Genomic DNA, 16,538 nt, shown 5'->3' with positions numbered 1-16,538 from the left:
GGCAAGATGCGGTTCAATCCGCGGCCTCCTCCGATCCGACATGTCCCTGCCTCACGCACTCCTCACCGCACTCGCCGAACGCCCCGGTTCGGGGTCCGAGCTTGCCGACCGCTTCGATCGCTCGATCGGCTATTTCTGGCAGGCAACGCACCAGCAGATCTACCGCGAACTGGGGCGCCTCGAGGAAACGGGCTGGATCGAATCGCTGCCCGCCGAATCGGGGCGCGGCCGCAAGCGCGCGTACCGGATCCTGCCGGCCGGCAAAAAGGAGCTGAGGCGCTGGATCGCCGAACAGGAAGATCCGACGCCGCTGCGCGAAGCGTTGATGGTGCGCCTGCGCGCGGAAGCGGTGCTCGGCCCGGCCGGCCTCGAGGAGGAAATCAGGCGGCGCATCGCGCTTCACCAGGAAAAGCTCGACCTGTACCTGCAGATCGAGGCGCGCGATTTTTCGGCGCCCGACGATTCACGCACGAAGCGTCTACAGCATCTGGTGCTGCAGGCCGGTATTGCGAACGAGCGGTTCTGGGTCGAGTTTTCGCAGGATGCGCTCGACACGCTGCGCCTGCCGAAGGATTGAACCCGGTTCGTGCCTGCCGCGCGCGGCTGCCGACGTTCAACCGGACAGCCTGTTCGCCCTGCGCGCGATCGGTGCGCGTCGATGGCGCGCACCGGCCGGCCCGGCTCACGCTGCCGGGGCGATACGCAACGCGGTGCGTGCGCTCCGCGCGTCGAGGCTGAACGCGCCCGCGCCGAAGTACGCGATCTGCAGCAGGCCGCCGGCCATCATCACGTTCTTCAGGAAGTGAATCATCTGGTTCTGGTCGGCAAAGTTGTGGTGGAAGAACACGGCGGTCACGAGGCTGAACAGCGCCATCGCCAGCGCCACGGGGCGAGCCCGATAACCCGACATCAGCAGCAACCCGCCCCCCGCCTCCACGAGCACCGCGACCACGAAAGCGAGCGATGGCGCCGGCAGGCCGACGGATGCGATGTAGCCGACGGTGGTGGCGTGCGCGGCCAGCTTGCTCAAGCCGCTCATCAGAAACGGCGCGCCGATCAGAACGCGGCCGAGCAGCGGAAGATACTTGTAACGATCCATGATGTACTCCTGAAATGAAATGATTCGGTGGACTGAAAAAATAAAGGCATTCAGCCGGCGTCCACCATCACCAGCTCGGAATCTTCGACCGCGACGATGTCGAGCGCGGCCTCGTTCGTGATCGCGACGCCGTCGAGCGGCCCCACGCGTTCTCCGTTCACTTCGATGCGCCCCGAAGCCGCGACGAGATAGGCGCGGCGCGTGGCGCCCAATGCCTGCCTGACCTGCTCGCCCGCCTTCAGCGTGGCACCGAGCACGCGTGCATCGGCACGGATCGGCAACGCGCCGTCGTCGCCGGCATAACCGCTCGCCAGCACGACGAAACGCCCGGACCGGTCGCCCTTCGGAAACTGCTTGGTGCCCCACCCGGGCGCGCCGCCGTTGGCGCGGGGCATCAGCCAGATCTGGTAGAGCTTGAGCGGCGTATCGCTCCGGTTGAACTCCGCATGCCGAATGCCCGTGCCTGCGCTCATGACCTGCACGTCGCCCGCGTTGATCGTGCCTTCCGACCCGAGCGTGTCGCGATGACCGAGCACGCCCTGCCGCACGTACGTGATGATTTCGATGTCGCGGTGCCCGTGCATCGGGAACCCGCTGCCGACGGCGATCTCGTCGTCGTTCCACACGATCAGCGGGCCCAGCGGCACATGCCCGGACGTGCTGTCGGCCGTTACCGCGAAGTGGTACTTCGCGCGCAGCCAGCCGTGATTCGCGTGGTCCAGTGATGCCCAGCGCCGATGCGTCAACATATCCACCTCCTGTTCCTGCAGCCCGAACGACGGGCGGTTGCCTGGCGGTGCCTTGCCGTCTTCTGCGCGGCACCGAACGTTGGATGAATGCTAATTTCGCAAAGATCGGTCGCATATCTCCTGAACGGCAACGTATCATTGCCACCAATAGAACGATCTGACCGAACGGAGCCGCCGCCATGAACCCCATCGCCGATCTGAACGATCTCCGGCTGTTCGCGGAAGTGGTCGAACACGGGAGCTTCACGGCCGCCGCCCGTAGCCTCGGCGTGCAAACGTCGAAGCTCAGCCGGCGCATCCGCGCACTCGAGGAGGAGCTCGGCGTGCGGCTGCTCAATCGCACCAGCCGCAGCCTGTCGCTGACGGAAACCGGGCGGCAGTTCCATCAGCATTGCGTCGCACTGGTCGCCGAATCCAAAGCCGCGAAGGACATCGTGGATCGCACGCGCACGCAGCCGCAGGGCACCGTGCGCATCAGTTGCCCGGTCGGTTTGCTGAGTTCGGGTGTCGCCGCGATCGTCGCGCGCTATATCGAGCACAATCCGCAGGTGCAGGTACGGCTCGATGCGACCAACCGGCGGGTCGACGTCGTCGAGGAAGGGCTGGATTTCGCGATCCGCGTCAGGGTGCCGCCGCTGGAGAACACCGATCTTGCGGTTCGGCAACTCGGGCTCTCGTACCGGATTCTCGTGGCGAGCCCGGCGCTGGCCGCGCGGTTTCCGGCGCCCGAGTCGATCGACAGCCTGAAGGACTGGCCGACGGTGTCAACGGCCGGCAGCGGCGACCGGTTCGTGTGGAGCCTGACGGACACCGACGGGCACGCGCGGTCCTTCACCCATCGGCCACGGCTGGCGACCGACGATCTGGCGACCCTGCGGCTTGCCGCGCTCGACGGTATCGGCGTGGCCGAATTGCCGCGCGAACTGGTGAACGCCGACCTTCAGGCCGGCCGGCTGCTGCACCTGCTGCCCGCGCTGTCGGCACCGACGGCGCTCGTCCACGCGATCTTCCCGACTCGACGCGGGATGGTGCCCGCCGTGCGCCATTTGCTGGACGCGCTCGTGGCGGGCTTCGAGGAACTGAACCGGGTCGCGTAGCGGCCGCCGGTACGGCCGCATCGGCGGCGCAACCGCGCACGACGCCGTCGCAGGAAGCGCGGCGCGCCGCGGCCCCGATCATGCATCCGGCAGGATCACCACCTTGCCCTTCACCTGCCGGTTCGCCATCCGCGCGATCGCATCGGCCGCACCGGCCAGCGGCACGCGCTCGGTGATCGCGGGTCGCACCTTGCCGGCCGCGAACCATTCGGCCAGCAAGCGCATGTTCGCGACATGCTGCGCGGGGTCGCGGCGCACCGCGTCGCCCCAGAACACGCCGAGGATGTCGCGCTCCTTGAGCAGCGCGAGGTTCAGCGCGATCTTCGGGATCTCGCCGGCCGCGAACCCGACGATGAGGAACCGGCCGCGCCACGCAGTCGCGCGCAGCGCCGCCTCGGTGTATGCGCCGCCCACCGGATCGTAGACGACGTCGGCGCCGCGCCCGCCGGTCAGTTCGTCCACGCGGCGGCGCAGGTCTTCGGTCGCATAGTCGATCGTCTCGTCCGCACCGGCTTCACGGCACAGCGCGAGCTTGTCCGCGCTCGACGCCGCGGCAATCACGCGCGCGCCGAGCGCCTTCGCGATCTCGATCGCGGCGAGCCCGACGCCGCCCGCCGCGCCCAGCACGAGCAACGTCTCGCCCGCCTGCAGCCGTGCGCGCTGCTGCAATGCGTGCAGCGACGTGCCGTACGCGAGCACGAGCGCCGCGCCCTGCTCGAACGTCATCCCCGGCGGCAACGGAGCGATCTGGTGCACATCGGCCACGCACTGCTGCGCGAACCCGCCGTGGCCCGTGAACGCCACCACCGAATCGCCGGGCCGCCATGCGGTGACGCCCTCGCCGACCGCATCGATCACACCGGCAAACTCGGCGCCCGGCGAAAACGGCAACGCGGGCTTCACCTGATACAAGCCCTGGACGATCAGCGCGTCGGGGAAATTGAGCGACGCGGCCTTCACCTGGATCCGGACCTGGCCGGCCGCCGGTTCGGGAATCGCGACGTCCTCGATGCGCAAGTGGTCGATCGGGCCGAATGCGGTACACAACAGGGCTTTCATGCGCTTCTCTCTCCTTGCGCGGCGTGGCCGCGCATCGATGCGGTATGCGGGAGACTCCCGCGCGGCCGGTTCACGACGCGTGTGCGATGGCCATCGGAACCGGCCGTCGCGACATCGTCAGCATTCCGGAATGTCAGTGCGACGGCGTTCAGAACCATGCGTCGCGCATGTCGAGCGTCGTCGTGTCGACGCTCGACAGCAGATCGAGCTGCGCATCCACTTTCGGCAATTCCCAGCGGAAGAAATAGCGGGCGGCCGCACGCTTGCCGTCGTAAAAATCGCCAGCTTGCCCGTGCGCGGCGAACGTCACGTCGAGCCACAGCCACGCGACGACGAGATGGCCGAACGCTTCCAGATAGACACTCGCGTTCGCGAGCCGCGTCTGCTGATCGCCGATCGCGCCGAGCTGTCGCGTGACGTCGGCCAGCCGCGCCCAGCGCCGTGCCAGCGCATCGGCCTGCTCGCGCAGGCCGGCATCGAGCGTCCGCGCGCGTTCGACGCTCGCGCCGATTCGTGCGTCGAGCGCGTGCAGCAACGCGCCATCGTCCTGTGCGACCTTGCGGCCCAGCAGGTCGAGCGCCTGGATCCCGTGCGTGCCTTCGTGTATCGGATTGAGCCGATTGTCGCGATAGAGCCGCTCGACTGCGTAATCGCGCGTATAGCCATAGCCGCCGTGCACCTGGATCGCGAGGTCGTTCGCCGCGAGACACCACTGCGACGGCCAGCTTTTCGCGATCGGCGTCAGGATGTCGAGCAGGCCCGCGGCCTGGGCGCGCACGTTCGCGTCGTCGTGCGCGCGTGCTTCGTCGACCAGCTTCGCGCAGTACAGGATCAGCGCGAGACCGCCTTCGACATAGGCCTTCTGCGCGAGCAGCATGCGCCGCACGTCCGGATGCTCGACGATCGGCGCCTGCGGCGCGGCGGCATCCTTGCCCGCCGGCCCCAGCGGGCGCCCTTGCGGCCGGTTCCGCGCGTAGTCGAGCGCGTGCAGATAACCCGTGTAGCCGAGCGCCACCGCGCCCGCACCGACCCCGATGCGCGCCTCGTTCATCATGTGGAACATATACGCGAGGCCGTGGTTCGGCTGGCCGACCAGATAGCCGATCGCGCCCGCTCGCCCTTCCGGGCGGTAGCGCGTGCCTTCGCCGAAGTTCAGCAGGCAGTTGGTGGTGCCGCGATAGCCCATCTTGTGGTTCAACCCTGCGAGCACCACGTCGTTGTGTTCGCCCTGCGCCGCGCCGTCGGTGCCCGGCAGGTACTTGGGCACGATGAACAGCGAGATGCCGCGCGTGCCGGGCAGCAGCCGGCCGTGTTCGTCGGGAATCTTCGCGAGCACGAGGTGGACGATGTTCTCCGTCAACTCGTGTTCGCCGCCTGAGATCCACATCTTGTTGCCGGTCAGCCGGTAGCGCGGGCCGAGCGGCGAATCGCCCTCGAAATCCGCGCGTGTCGCGATGTCGGACAGCGACGAACCGGCTTGCGGCTCGGACAGGCACATCGTGCCGAGGTAGCGCCCTTCCAGTTCCGGGCGCGCGAACGCGTCGATCTGCGCGGCAGTGCCGTGCGCGACGAGCAGGTTCGCGTTGGCGACGGTGAGGAACGGATAGGCGGCAGTCGCGATGTTCGCGGCCTGGAAGAACAGGAACGACGCGGCTTCGACCAGCTTCGGCAAGCGCATGCCGCCGAGCGCCTCATCGTGGCCCGCGGCGATCAGCCCGGCGTCCGCAAAGGCGCGCACGGCCGGTTCGACGTCAGGGATCAGCGTCACGCGCTCGCCGTCGAAATGCGGTTCCTCGCGATCGCCGCGTGCCGCATGCGGCGCGAACAGGTCTTCGGCAATCCGCTCGCTGGTATCGAGCACCGCGTCGAAGGTCTCGCGACTGTGCTCCGCGTAGTGCGGCAGCGCGGCGAGCGCCTCCGCATCGAGCCAGTCGTACAACAGGAACGCGAGATCGCGTCGCGACATCAACAAGCTCATCGTGCTGCCTCCCGGGGCCGGCTTCGTCAGCCGAATGAAGGGTTCCGTGATTGCGAATGCTGGCAGGAATTTAGCACGGTCGTTCGCAAACAACAACGACGGATGAGCTAGTCCGCGTACCCGGGATTGCGCCGATCGAGCCGGCGCAGCAAACCGGGCCAGACGAGCGCCCCGGCACCCATCCCGCGCGTCACCGCGGCGATCTGCTGCCTGATGCCGTCGAGAATCGGTTGAGCGATCGGCAGCAGAGCCGAGCCGCCGGCCTGCGCGCGCACCTGGATCATGCAGGCCGCTTCGAAGAAGTACATCGCGACGAACGCGTCTGCCGGCGTCGCACCGACGGTCAGCAGGCCGTGGTTGCGCAGCATCAGGTTCGTGTTGGCGCCGAGGTCGCGCACGAGGCGCGCCTTCTCGCCCTCGTTCAGCGCAATGCCCTCGTAGTCGTGATAGCCGAGCGACGCCAGCACGCCGAGCGACTGCTGCGACAGCGGCAGCAACCCGCCCTCCTGCGCCGACACGGCGACGCCGTTGACCGAATGCGTATGCATCACGCACAGCGCGTCGTCGCGGGCCGCATGCACCGCGCTATGGATGGTGAAGCCGGCCGGGTTGATCTCGTACGGTGATTCGGACACCTTGCGTCCTTCGAGATCCACCTTTACCAGCGACGATGCCGTGATCTCGTCGAACATCATGCCGTACGGGTTGATCAGGAAATGGTGCTCCGGGCCGGGGACGCGCGCGGAAATATGGGTGAACACGAGATCGTCCCAGCCGAACAGCGCCGTGAGGCGGTAAGCCGCCGCCATGTTGACTCGCGCGTCCCATTCGGTGGGGGAAACTGCCTGCTTCACGCTGACATCGGATGAGGCCACGTCGACACTCCTTGTTCAAGGATGGATGCGTACCGGGCCGCACGATACGGCCCGGCCTGGGGATTGCGTCACCCTGCCCGGGGCTTCGCGAGCTGATCGGCAACCGGCAGGCTGCGAATGCGTGTGCCGGTCGCCGCGAAAATCGCATTGGTGAGTGCCGGCGCAACCGGCGGCAGGCCCGGCTCGCCCACACCGCCGAGCGGCGTCGCAAAATCGTCCGGCGCGACGAGATGCACGCGGATCTCGCGCGGCGCCTCGTTCATTCTCAGCACCTGGAAGCCGTTGAAGTTGCTCTGCTCCGGATGGCCGTCCTTGAACGTGATCTCGCCGTGCAGTGCGATGCCGAGCCCCATCACCACCGCGCCCTCGAGCTGCGAGCGTACGCGTTCCGGATTGACTTGCGGCCCGCAGTCGATCGCGATGTCGACCCGCGGCACCGTGATCTTGCCGTCGGCATCGACCTGCACCTCGCACACCGCCGCCGTATACGACACGAAGCTGCGATGCGCGGCGATCCCGAGCCCGTGCCCCTTCGGCAGCTTGCGCCCCCAGCCGGCTTCGCGCGCGACCGTCTCGACCACGCGCCGCAGCCGCCCCGTGTCGACCGGATACAGCGCCGGATCCTCGCCGTAATTCACGTTCTTCACCGTGATGTGCGGCTCGAAACGCCGCGCGGGCCCGATCAGTTCGAGCAGGAAATCCTTCGGGTCGCGGCCGGCCGCATGCGCCAGCTCCGACACGAAGCTCTGGATGCCGAACGCATGCGGGATGTTGTAGACCGAGCGGAACCAGCCGATCCGCGTGTGCGCCTGCGCGGCCGGGTTCTCGATCCGCACGTTCGGAATCGCGAACGGCAGGTCCGCAATCCCCTGCGCGAGCTCGCCCGGCTGCTCGTGCACGATGCCTGGCCTGAACGTCGACTGGATCGACGGCGCAACCGTGCGATGCTGCCACGCGACCACTTTCCCCGCCGCATCGATCCCGCCGTCGAACGCTTCGAGCGACACCGCATGGAAATAGTCGTGCGCGAGGTCGTCCTCGCGCGTGAACGTCAGCTTGACGGGCGCACCGACCGCCTTCGACAGCAGCGCCGCCTCCACCACGTAGTCGGGCTTCGACTTGCGGCCGAACCCGCCGCCGAGCAATGTCACGTTGACCGTCACGCGCTCGGTCGGCAACCCGAGCGCCTTCGCGACCTCGTCGCGCGTGGTCTGCGGCGCCTGCGTGCAGGTCCACACTTCGCAGCGGCCGTCCGCCACGCGCGCGACGGCCGCAGGCGGCTCCATCGTCGCGTGCGCGAGATGCGGAATGTAGTAAGTCGCACGCACGCGCTTCGCGGCGCCTGCCAGCGCCGCCGCCGCGTCGCCGTCGTTGCGGATCACGTCGCCCGGTTGCGCGGCAGCAGCTTCGAGCGTCTTGCGATACGCGGCCGAATCGTAGTTCGCGTTGGGCCCGCGCTTCCAGTCGATCTTCAGTTGCGCGCGTGCCTGGATCGCCGTCCACGTGTCGCGCGCGACGACGGCGACGCCGCCGAGCGGCTGGAAACCGGACGGCAGCGGCGTCGGTGCGAGCTGCGCGACCTTGACGACACCCGGCAGCTTCTCGGCCGCCGAGGCGTCGAACGACGCCACCGTGTCTCCGTAGGCCGGCGGCCGCGCGACGACCGCATACAGCATGCCGTCGAGCCGCGTGTCGATCCCGTAGTGCGCGCGGCCGGAAACGATGTCGCGCCCGTCGATCAACGCCGTTTGGCCCTTGCCGATGTAGCGGAATTCGGCTGGCGCTTTCAACGCGAGTGTCTTCGTATCGGGCGCCGGCAACGCTGCCGCTTTCGCCGCCAGTTCGCCGAAGCCGAGCTTGCGCCCGCTCTTCGTGTCGACGACCTCGTGCACCGTCGCCTTGACCTGACCCACGTCGACGCCCCACGCCGCGGCGGCAGCCTGCTCGAGCATCGTGCGCGCGGCCGCGCCCGCGCGGCGCAACGCGGCGAAGCTCTGGCGCAGGCTGCGCGACCCGTCGGTGTTCTGGTTGCCGTAGCGCGGCTCGTCGCCGACGGCCTGCGCGACCTTCACACGCGCCCAGTCCGCGCCCAGCTCGTCCGCCACCACGAGCGCGACGCTCGTGCGCACGCCCTGCCCCATCTCGGAGCGGATGCAGGTCACGGTGACCGTGCCATCGGGCGCGATCGCGACGAACAGGTGCGGATCGTCGCGCAGCCCGTGCGGCATCCCCGCGCCGCCATACTGCGGATTCGCGCTGACGGGCGGCTGGTCCGGCATGGCCGCGCGGACGAGCGACGGCACGCCGAACGCGAGCAGCAGCCCGCCGGACGCGAAGCCGAGCAGCAGAGCGCGACGGCTTTCGTTCTGGACGGAGAGTTCGGGCGCGCTCATGCGGCACCTCCGCGGCGCACGGCCAGGCGGATCGCCGCGCGAATGCGCGTGTAGGTGCCGCAGCGGCAGATGTTGCCGGACATCGCATCGTCGATGTCGGCGTCGGTCGGATGGGGATTCGTCTTCAGCAACGACGCGGCCTGCATGATCTGCCCGGACTGGCAGTAGCCGCACTGCGCAACGTTCAATTCCTGCCACGCCTGCTGCAGCGGATGGGTCAGGTCGGTCGACAGGCCCTCGATCGTCGTCACACGCTTGCCGGAAGCGGCCGCGACCGGGGTGATGCACGACCGGATCGCGACGCCGTCGAGGTGCACGGTACACGCGCCGCACAGTGCCATGCCGCAGCCGAACTTGGTGCCGGTGTGGCCGAGGACATCGCGCAGATACCAGAGCAACGGCATGTCGGGGTTGCCGTCGAAGTGCTGCTCGCTACCGTTGACGGTCAGCGTGATCATCGTTCACCTCCTGGTTGCGATGCCCGCTTCGGGCCGGCATCGGGTGGGGATTCGAACGGCGCGGCGCACATTCCGAACAACCAGGCAGGCGGGGCGCCGAGTCGTGGGCCATGTTGCCTGCAAACACGGCCCGGCAGATGCTGCGGACGATGCTGCCGCCCGGTTGCCTGCGCAACATGGCAACGTCTTACCGGCCGCTCGCTCGTCCGCATGGATCGCCGATCGCATTATCGAACCATTTCGGAATTGCCGTCGGATCGGGGGGTTTGGGGCGTTTGGGGCGTTTGGGGCGTTTGGGGCGCTTCGGGCGCTTCGGGCGATCGAGGCGGGGAATTCGCCCGGGGATGGCATGCCGCGACAGGTCACGTTTGCCGGTAAGGTTGGCCGGTGATTCAGGTATCGATATTCCGATGCTCGGCCGCAGGCGATTCGCTCTCGTTCTCGCCTGGCGACCGTCCGCGATCGCCCCACGCCTCGGTGCGACGGTAGTAAAGCCAGACGGCAAGACCACCCAGTGCAATCAGCGGGCCGAGGGACAGGAAATGATCGATCGCGAAATCGCTTACGGGATGGGCCCCGTAGCAGCCGCCACTGACCTGGGCAGCTGCTCCGAGGACTGCAAGCACACCCCACGCTGCCAGAATCAAACCGACTGCGACCGCGATCGCACCGAATGTCGACTTACGCATTGACCTCTCCGTCAACCCTCGTCTTGCCAGGCGGATACGCCATCGTTCTCCGAACGCACCAGTCCGCCGCGAATTGCCGAAAAGCATAGCACCGGCGTGCACGATCGTCACAAGGCCGCGGAACGCGTGGCTTCATTCGGGCGTGGATGGCAAGCCGGGCGTACCGGCAATTGCGAGGTCGCAATCCGTCGAATTATTTCGCGAGCCGACTGGGATCACAGGGTCCCCGGACACGTTCGCTGTCCCAGTGCGTTCGGTCGTTCACGCAGATTTACGAATTCGCAGTCTCGCGGAACGGCGAGATCGCGCAAACGCAAACGTCCGGCCGGCCTCCCGGCCGGACCGGATCATCCCGCGATTGCAACGAGCAGGTCGGACGCTAGCGCGCCGTGATGCTCACCGCGACCTCAACGCCTGCAACCCCAGCGTGAGCGCGTTGAACGGCATCTCCGCCGCCCCCATCGAAAAGCTCGTCGCCTTCGTGGGTACCCCCGGATTACGCATCAGCGCGTGAACGATCCGCTCGCTCGCATGACCGTCGCCGTACGGATTGCTCGCACGCGCCATTTCCCCGTAGGCGCTTTCGCTGTCGAACAGCCGCGAGGCTTCCGACACGATCCGCTCCTGATCGGTACCGACGAGCCGCGCGGTGCCGGCCTGGATCGCTTCGGGCCGCTCCGTCGTCTCGCGCGTGACCAGCACCGGCTTGCCCAGTGCGGGCCCTTCTTCCTGAATGCCGCCCGAATCGGTGATGATGAAATGTGCGCGTGACATCAGGAATACGAACGAAAGATATTCCTGCGGCTCGATCAGGTAGATGTTCGGCACGTTGCCGAGTCGGGCGCGCGCCGGCTCCCGCACGTTCGGATTCATGTGCAGCGGATAGACGAACTGCGCGTCGGGATAGCGTTTCGCGAGCGTGCACAGCGCTTCGCAGAAATTCTGGAACGGCTCGCCGAAACTTTCGCGGCGATGGCCGGTGATCAGCACCACGCGCCGCGACGGCTCGAGAAACGGAAACTGTCCCGCGACCTTCTCCGTCAGCGCCGCGGTGCAGTCCAGCATGCGCTTGACCTCGTGCAGCGCATCGATCACGGTATTGCCGGTCAGCACGACCGCCCCGCCCGGCACGCCCTCGCTGAGCAGGTTGTCGCGTGCCTGCCCGGTCGGCGCGAAATGCCACGACGACACCGCGTCGGTCACGCGGCGGTTCAGTTCCTCCGGCCACGGCGACCAGATGTCGCCGCTGCGCAAGCCGGCCTCCACATGCCCCACCGGCAAATAGCGGTAGAACGCCGCAAGACTGACCGCGAGCGTGGTCGTCGTATCGCCGTGCACCAGCACGACGTCCGGACGCAATTCGTCGAAGACGATCCCGATTGCCTGCAGGATGCCGGTCGTGACGTCGGTCAGCGTCTGACTTTGCCGCATCACGTTGAGATCGTAGTCGGGCTTGATGTCGAACAGCGTCAGCACCTGATCGAGCATTTCACGGTGCTGCGCGGTCACGCATACCCTGGCGTCGACACCCGCTTGCGCCTTCAATGCACGTACCAGCGGTGCCATCTTGATGGCCTCGGGCCGGGTCCCGAACACAAGCAAAATCTTTTTCATCGTTATCCTCGTTGAGCCATTTCGCGCTGAATGACCCTGCTCGTGGCGCGAAGCATGTATTCAGGCGGCGCCTCCCGTACTCGCACGCGATCGACACGCTGCGGTGTCGCGGAGCGAGCGCGCCGCCCTGTCCGCGCGGTCTGCGCCACGCGAATCGTCGTACTACCGGCGTCCCGTTGCACTCGATCAGTCACGTCATGAGTCGTTCCTCGCTTGGCCAGGCGTCACATCCGTTCGTCACGTCCCTTCCACTACAGCAATATTCAAACCAGCCGCACTGCGGCCGTGTCCGGTTCACGCTGCATGCACCGCGCACATGCGGCGCGCGACGGAATGTTTCACAACTGCTACGCGTGTCGCATCGCTCGTCAAGCGCGATACAGGCAAACATCCGGGCAGTCGCGCAGTCGCTTCGGCGACGTCGTCCGACGAATCGCGAACTCGTGTCGAGCGTTCATTGCGCATCGAATCTCGCGCATCTGTCGAAGCGCGTTGCGCTTCCTTGATCCGCCACTTTTGTCTGCACAGCGGGCAGCGCAATCGACCGACCGGCCGAGGTCATGCACGAGGGATTTATCCGGCACGCAACGTCGTTCACGTCGCACGAATCGACGCGTGTGAAATGTTGCGAATGTGTAACGCCGATCCGGAACGGGGTTGTCGTATTGGCGTCCGGTTCATGCAACGCATACGACTGCATGGAACGCACCTGGATCCCGGCCGATGCATACACAACGAACGGCGCGACGCGCATCACCGCGCAAAGTCACGCTGCGAGCGCGGCGCGGGTTCGGCAGACAATTCGCACGACGCATCACGTGTGCGCGCCGCGACGCCGATCGCGCGCGGGCATTCGGCCTGCGCGCAGGCTGATTCTTCGATGAATCAAAATCCACCGCCGCCGTGCGCGCCGCGCACCCGGCCGCGGCCCCTGCCCCTTGCTGCACGCGGCATCGCGGCCGATGGCTCACGCCTTGCTTAATGACAGTCAGGTGTACCTCGAAGCACTCGCCCGACAGCGGACGAACGGGGACGCCCAGGCAACGAAGCCGGAAGGAAACGCGACGCGTCCGCCTGGAGCGAAAGACCAGCGCTCCTGCGCGCCGCACGTGCCGACGTGTCCTGTTGCAGTACGCGCGATCCACGAGCCAGGTTCCGGCTCCGATGTAACGAACCGGCTCGTGAACGCAAATATCGGTACCAGCCTCGGGCTCACCCGCGCCACGGTGAACCGAGCCACAACGTCGACACGCTCGTCAGGCGCGACGCGGCCAACGCCGCGCCCGGCGACGATTGCACAGGACCCCGCGCAGGAGCCCAAGACATGAAAAGGCCCGCGCTTTCCCCGACCGCACGCTCGCGCGTCGCGGCCACCGTCGCGCTGTGCCGCCTGTGGCACGTCGCCTGCTGTCTCGCCGCGTGCGGCTTCGCACTGCACGCGAGCGCCGCCGAACTCCGTCTCAACGGGCTGTACCAGCGTGCCGACGGTGCGATCACCGTGCGGCTGAACGGCGTCGGCATCGATCCGTATTTCGCGGCGAAGGCGCTGCTCGCCGCGTCCGATGCGCAACTCGACGCCCGTCAGGCCGCACTCGAGTGGATCGCATGGTTGCTGCCGCGCCAGCGCCCGGACGGCGGCTTCGACCGCTACTGCGTGAAGAACGACCGATACCGCGCATGCGCCGAAGCGGAAACCGACGACGCGATGATGGCGACCTGGATCGAATTGCTCGCCCGCTTCGCGCCGCCCGATGGCTTGCCCGCCGCGTGGGAACTCAGCCTGAACCGCGCCGGCGTGCATCTGGACTCGCTGCTCGACAAACCCTCCGGCGTCTATGAGATCTCGTCGTCGCTGCACGTCGCGCTGCTGATGGACAACGTCGAGGTACACAGCGCATTCCAGGCCCTCTCGGCGTACTACGTCCGGCACGCCGACTACACGCACGCGGGACCGTGGAGCCAGCGCGCCGACCGGCTTGCATCCGCGATCCTGAAGGTGTTCTGGCGCGGCACGGAATCCGGCTTTCGCGCCAGCACGCAGCAGGTCAGCGATACGAGTTTTTATCCGGCGAAGATCGCTCAGATCCTCCCGCTCCTGTCCGGTATTCAGGTTCCCGAACGATCTGGCGAGACGATCTATGCGCAGTGGATGCGGAAGTACGGCAAGAGCTGGCCACAACTCGCCGACACCGATTATCCGTGGGGCTTGATCGCGCTGGTCGCGGTCAAGATGAACGATTGGGGCACGGTTGCCTGCTGGCAAGCGCGATCGGGTCCATTCCGGCACGGCGCGCACTGGAACGTACTGGAGGAGTCGCTTTATCTGGCATTCGAAAGCCGGATGGCCGCCCCCGTCATACCCGCTCGATGCGGATTCACGACGGCAGCGGCAACGACGACCGCATCGCGCTGATGCAATGGTGCGTGCGGTCCATGATGACTAAAAGGGAAGGAGACGTGTCATGTGTGGCATCGTCGGCGCAGTCGCGCAACGGGACATCGTCCCGATTCTGATTGAAGGTTTGCGTCGCCTCGAATATCGCGGCTACGATTCGTGCGGCGTGGCGACGGTCGTCAACGGCCAGGCGCGTCGCGAGCGCAGCGTGTCGCGCGTCGCCGATCTCGACGCGCACGTGCGCACCGCCGGCCTGACCGGCAGCACCGGCATCGCGCACACGCGCTGGGCGACGCACGGCGCGCCGGCAACCTGCAACGCGCATCCGATCTTCTCGCGCGATGAAATCGCGCTCGTGCACAACGGCATCATCGAGAACCACGAAACGTTGCGCAAGCAACTTTCCGACGAGCACTACGAATTCGATGGCCAGACCGACACCGAGGTCGTTGCGCACCTGATCCACAGCAAGTATCGCGGCGACCTGCTCGCCGCCGTGCGCGCGGCAACCTCACAGCTTCACGGTGCTTATGCGATTGCGGTGTTCAGCAAGCACGAGCCGCAGCGGCTGATCGGTGCGCGGGCCGGCTCGCCGCTCGTCGTCGGCGTGAAGGACGGCGAATGCTTTCTTGCCTCCGACGCGCTCGCGCTCGCCGGCATCACCGATCGCTTCATCTTTCTCGAGGAAGGCGACATCGTCGAGTTGACGCCGGGCGGCGTGCGCGTGCTCGATCGCGGCGGCGCACCGGTCGAGCGCGCGGTACAGACCATTGCCTCCGCGCAGGCCGTGGTCGAACTCGGGCCGTACCGGCATTTCATGCAGAAGGAGATTTTCGAGCAACCGCAGGCCGTGGCCGCGACCATCCCGGATGCCGGGCTGTTCGATCCGGCCGTATTCGGCCCCGATGCCGCGCGGGCGTTCGAGCAGATCGACAACGTGCTGATTCTCGCGTGCGGCACGAGTCACTACTCCGGCCTGACTGCGCGCCGCTGGCTCGAAACGATCGCGCGCGTGCCCGCCCAGGTCGAGATCGCGAGTGAATACCGTTACAGCGACGCGCTCGCGACGCCGAATACGCTGGTGGTAAGCGTGTCGCAATCCGGCGAGACCGCCGACACGCTCGCCGCGCTGAAATACGCGCAGGCGCTCGGCCATATCGATACGCTGGCGATCTGCAACGTGCCGACCAGCGCGATGATGCGGCAGACCGGCCTGCGCTTCCTGACGCGCGCCGGCCCGGAAATCGGTGTCGCGTCGACCAAGGCGTTCACGACGCAGCTCGTCGCGCTGTTCATTCTCGCCGTCACGCTCGGGCGGCTGCGCGGCTACGTCGACGATGCGCAGCTCGCGCGCTACACGATGCAATTGCGGCGGCTGCCTGGCGCGCTCGAGGATGTGCTCGGGCTCGAGCCGCAGATCGAGCGCTGGGCGGCGGAGTTCTCGCAGCACGAGAACGCGCTGTTCCTCGGGCGCGGGCTGCACTACCCGATCGCGCTAGAAGGTGCGCTGAAGCTGAAGGAGATTTCGTATATCCACGCAGAGGCGTATCCCGCGGGCGAGCTCAAGCACGGGCCGCTCGCGCTCGTGACCCACACGATGCCCGTCGCGACGATCGCGCCGAACGATGCGCTGCTCGAGAAGCTGAAGTCGAACATGCAGGAAGTGCGGGCGCGCGGCGGGCAGCTTTATGTGTTCGCCGACGCCGATACGCGGATCGACAACAGCGAAGGCGTGTCGGTGCTGCGGATGCCGGATTACTACGGGTTGTTGTCGCCGATCCTGCACGTCGTGCCGTTGCAGCTGCTCGCGTATCACGCGGCGTGTCTGCGCGGCGCGGATATCGACAAGCCGAGGAATCTGGCGAAATCGGTGACGGTGGAGTGAGGGGGTGGGGAACCCGGGGTGGGCCCGTGAAGGTCTTCGAACGATCAGACTGGCCCGCCCTACACGACTCGAACGTGTGACCTACGGCTTAGAAGGCCGAACAAGCCGACATTTCTTGATGTTGACTCGCATTCCAACAAAATCACCAAATGACTGATGTACAAGGGTTTTTCTCTTGTTCTGTCGTATTTTTACGTTGACTGAAGTGGATTGGCTTGCCTAGAATTGGGTTACATGGCGGTTACAT

Annotated in this window: 13 protein-coding genes; 4 read left to right on the top strand and 9 right to left on the bottom strand. The window is 66.8% G+C overall.

What is annotated here, in order from left to right; translation table 11 throughout:
* The first annotated feature begins 40 nt into the window (after nt 1-40).
* On the top strand, nt 41-577 hold the full coding sequence (locus ACPTTF_RS06900; protein WP_208102168.1) for a PadR family transcriptional regulator: 537 nt from the start codon (nt 41-43) through the stop codon (nt 575-577).
* A gap of 105 nt (nt 578-682) precedes the next feature.
* On the opposite strand, the gene ACPTTF_RS06895 is transcribed toward ACPTTF_RS06900, so the two are convergent.
* Nucleotides 683-1,099 carry a DoxX family protein gene (locus ACPTTF_RS06895; RefSeq protein WP_166963074.1) on the bottom strand — a complete coding sequence of 139 codons (417 nt, stop codon included), beginning with the start codon at nt 1,097-1,099 and terminating at the stop codon, nt 683-685.
* A gap of 50 nt (nt 1,100-1,149) precedes the next feature.
* The gene (locus ACPTTF_RS06890) at nt 1,150-1,848 is read right to left on the bottom strand and encodes a pirin family protein (RefSeq protein ID WP_423370676.1); all 699 of its coding nucleotides are present in this window, start codon (nt 1,846-1,848) and stop codon (nt 1,150-1,152) included.
* A gap of 179 nt (nt 1,849-2,027) precedes the next feature.
* Here ACPTTF_RS06890 and ACPTTF_RS06885 point away from each other — a divergent pair, with 179 nt between their 5' ends.
* On the top strand, nt 2,028-2,945 hold the full coding sequence (locus tag ACPTTF_RS06885) for a LysR substrate-binding domain-containing protein (protein WP_423370675.1): 918 nt from the start codon (nt 2,028-2,030) through the stop codon (nt 2,943-2,945).
* Nucleotides 2,946-3,023: 78 nt separating this feature from the next.
* Here ACPTTF_RS06885 and ACPTTF_RS06880 read toward each other — a convergent pair whose 3' ends face one another.
* From ACPTTF_RS06880 to wecB, 7 genes are all read right to left on the bottom strand, one after another.
* Entirely contained in the window at nt 3,024-4,004 is a 981-nt protein-coding gene (locus ACPTTF_RS06880; protein WP_423370674.1) for an NADPH:quinone oxidoreductase family protein, read from the bottom strand.
* A gap of 148 nt (nt 4,005-4,152) precedes the next feature.
* Nucleotides 4,153-5,982, bottom strand: a complete 1,830-nt coding sequence (locus ACPTTF_RS06875; RefSeq protein ID WP_423370673.1) for an acyl-CoA dehydrogenase — start codon at nt 5,980-5,982, stop codon at nt 4,153-4,155.
* A gap of 107 nt (nt 5,983-6,089) precedes the next feature.
* A complete protein-coding gene (locus tag ACPTTF_RS06870) occupies nt 6,090-6,857 on the bottom strand; it encodes a class II aldolase/adducin family protein (protein WP_423370672.1) in 768 nt (255 codons plus the stop codon).
* 68 nt (nt 6,858-6,925) lie between these two features.
* On the bottom strand, nt 6,926-9,250 hold the full coding sequence (locus ACPTTF_RS06865; RefSeq protein WP_423370671.1) for a molybdopterin cofactor-binding domain-containing protein: 2,325 nt from the start codon (nt 9,248-9,250) through the stop codon (nt 6,926-6,928).
* Nucleotides 9,247-9,708: a (2Fe-2S)-binding protein gene (locus tag ACPTTF_RS06860; RefSeq protein ID WP_034186692.1), complete on the bottom strand. Its 462-nt coding sequence runs from the start codon at nt 9,706-9,708 to the stop codon at nt 9,247-9,249. The genes ACPTTF_RS06865 and ACPTTF_RS06860 overlap by 4 nt, the downstream gene beginning before the upstream one ends.
* Before the next feature lie 392 nt (nt 9,709-10,100).
* A complete protein-coding gene (locus tag ACPTTF_RS06855) occupies nt 10,101-10,397 on the bottom strand; it encodes a hypothetical protein (protein ID WP_423370670.1) in 297 nt (98 codons plus the stop codon).
* Nucleotides 10,398-10,793: 396 nt separating this feature from the next.
* The gene (gene wecB / locus ACPTTF_RS06850; RefSeq protein ID WP_423370669.1) at nt 10,794-12,011 is read right to left on the bottom strand and encodes a non-hydrolyzing UDP-N-acetylglucosamine 2-epimerase; all 1,218 of its coding nucleotides are present in this window, start codon (nt 12,009-12,011) and stop codon (nt 10,794-10,796) included.
* A 1,324-nt stretch (nt 12,012-13,335) separates the two neighbouring features.
* Here wecB and ACPTTF_RS06845 point away from each other — a divergent pair.
* Nucleotides 13,336-14,424, top strand: a complete 1,089-nt coding sequence (locus tag ACPTTF_RS06845; protein WP_423370668.1) for a hypothetical protein — start codon at nt 13,336-13,338, stop codon at nt 14,422-14,424.
* Between the two features lie 49 nt (nt 14,425-14,473).
* Nucleotides 14,474-16,291 carry a glutamine--fructose-6-phosphate transaminase (isomerizing) gene (glmS, locus tag ACPTTF_RS06840; protein WP_166963096.1) on the top strand — a complete coding sequence of 606 codons (1,818 nt, stop codon included), beginning with the start codon at nt 14,474-14,476 and terminating at the stop codon, nt 16,289-16,291.
* Nucleotides 16,292-16,538 lie beyond the last annotated feature (247 nt).

The sequence above is a fragment of the Burkholderia crassaminum genome (genome assembly GCF_964265005.1).
In the GTDB taxonomy this organism is placed as follows: Bacteria; Pseudomonadota; Gammaproteobacteria; order Burkholderiales; family Burkholderiaceae; genus Burkholderia.
The sequence above is the reverse complement of the archived record's forward strand: the minus strand, read 5'-3'. Positions and strand labels throughout refer to the sequence as shown.

Coding starts and splice junctions, on each gene's coding strand:
- ACPTTF_RS06900 (WP_208102168.1), top strand. CDS start 41: ATGTCCCTGCCTCACGCACTCCTCACCGCACTCGCCGAACGCCCCGGT.
- ACPTTF_RS06895 (WP_166963074.1), bottom strand. CDS start 1,099: ATGGATCGTTACAAGTATCTTCCGCTGCTCGGCCGCGTTCTGATCGGC.
- ACPTTF_RS06890 (WP_423370676.1), bottom strand. CDS start 1,848: ATGTTGACGCATCGGCGCTGGGCATCACTGGACCACGCGAATCACGGC.
- ACPTTF_RS06885 (WP_423370675.1), top strand. CDS start 2,028: ATGAACCCCATCGCCGATCTGAACGATCTCCGGCTGTTCGCGGAAGTG.
- ACPTTF_RS06880 (WP_423370674.1), bottom strand. CDS start 4,004: ATGAAAGCCCTGTTGTGTACCGCATTCGGCCCGATCGACCACTTGCGC.
- ACPTTF_RS06875 (WP_423370673.1), bottom strand. CDS start 5,982: ATGAGCTTGTTGATGTCGCGACGCGATCTCGCGTTCCTGTTGTACGAC.
- ACPTTF_RS06865 (WP_423370671.1), bottom strand. CDS start 9,250: ATGAGCGCGCCCGAACTCTCCGTCCAGAACGAAAGCCGTCGCGCTCTG.
- ACPTTF_RS06860 (WP_034186692.1), bottom strand. CDS start 9,708: ATGATCACGCTGACCGTCAACGGTAGCGAGCAGCACTTCGACGGCAAC.
- ACPTTF_RS06855 (WP_423370670.1), bottom strand. CDS start 10,397: ATGCGTAAGTCGACATTCGGTGCGATCGCGGTCGCAGTCGGTTTGATT.
- wecB (WP_423370669.1), bottom strand. CDS start 12,011: ATGAAAAAGATTTTGCTTGTGTTCGGGACCCGGCCCGAGGCCATCAAG.
- ACPTTF_RS06845 (WP_423370668.1), top strand. CDS start 13,336: ATGAAAAGGCCCGCGCTTTCCCCGACCGCACGCTCGCGCGTCGCGGCC.
- glmS (WP_166963096.1), top strand. CDS start 14,474: ATGTGTGGCATCGTCGGCGCAGTCGCGCAACGGGACATCGTCCCGATT.